This is a genomic window from Nibrella viscosa (assembly GCF_039541875.1).
GTDB lineage: Bacteria > Bacteroidota > Bacteroidia > Cytophagales > Spirosomataceae > Nibrella > Nibrella viscosa.
The window spans coordinates 1-788 of sequence record NZ_BAABHB010000046.1 but is presented as its reverse complement, the minus strand read 5'-3'; the positions used below and the strand labels follow the sequence as shown (position 1 = coordinate 788).

Sequence of the window (788 nt, the reverse complement as noted above, 5' to 3'; positions counted from 1 at the left end):
CGCCCATGGGTGAAGACTTAATGTAGTTAGACGTTAGAGGGCCAAGATCAGTAAGTGGTTGAATAACACGAGAGACAACGCACTAATAGCGGGAAAATAGGTTTAATGAAAATGAAAATGAAAATGAAAATGAAAAGAGATTTAATACTTAAGGAGGTTAATGAAGTTATTGTTGAAGATGACAACGATAACGACAACGACAACGATAACAGTGGCGATAATAACAACACAAAAGCTAAAGCTAAATCTAATCCATCTTATAACTCGAGTCCAGCTAAGTTCACAAAACGTGGCTACTCAAAACGTCCTCATTTATTAAGTTGCCACGCGAAAGTGAACGGTAATGAGATTTGATGGGATGAACATTTTTTCGGGGCTTCGCTTGTAGATCGGGTGGAGAGGGTTAGTTTTTTATGTTATACGATTAAGACTGTATGTGTAGTCTAATAAAAACTGGGTGGTATTATGTAAATAATCGATAATTGAAAGATTATAGATCTGTTAATTCAATTATCGATCATTGCTTAGGTTTGGTTTGGTTATACCTAAAATTAACTCGGTTGCTACGCCGTTATGTTCCACTCGCAAAAGTGTAGTTGAGGCCAAACTCCGATAAATATCGTCAAATAAATAAAGGACGATCTCTTAACAAAAATCACTTTCCTTTTTAGGAGTCAACGCCCATGGGTGAAGACTTAATGTAGTTAGACGTTAGAGGGCCAAGATCAGTAAGTGGTTGAATAACACGAGAGACAACGCACTAATAGCGGGAAAATAGGTTTATTGTA

1 protein-coding gene is annotated in these 788 nt (G+C 36.9%); it reads left to right on the top strand.

Going from position 1 to position 788, the window contains the following annotated elements; genetic code table 11:
* Positions 1 to 129 precede the first annotated feature (129 nt).
* Positions 130 to 354 carry a hypothetical protein gene (locus ABD931_RS29110; RefSeq protein WP_345271647.1) on the top strand — a complete coding sequence of 75 codons (225 nt, stop codon included), beginning with the start codon at positions 130 to 132 and terminating at the stop codon, positions 352 to 354.
* The last annotated feature ends 434 nt before the right edge of the window (positions 355 to 788 follow it).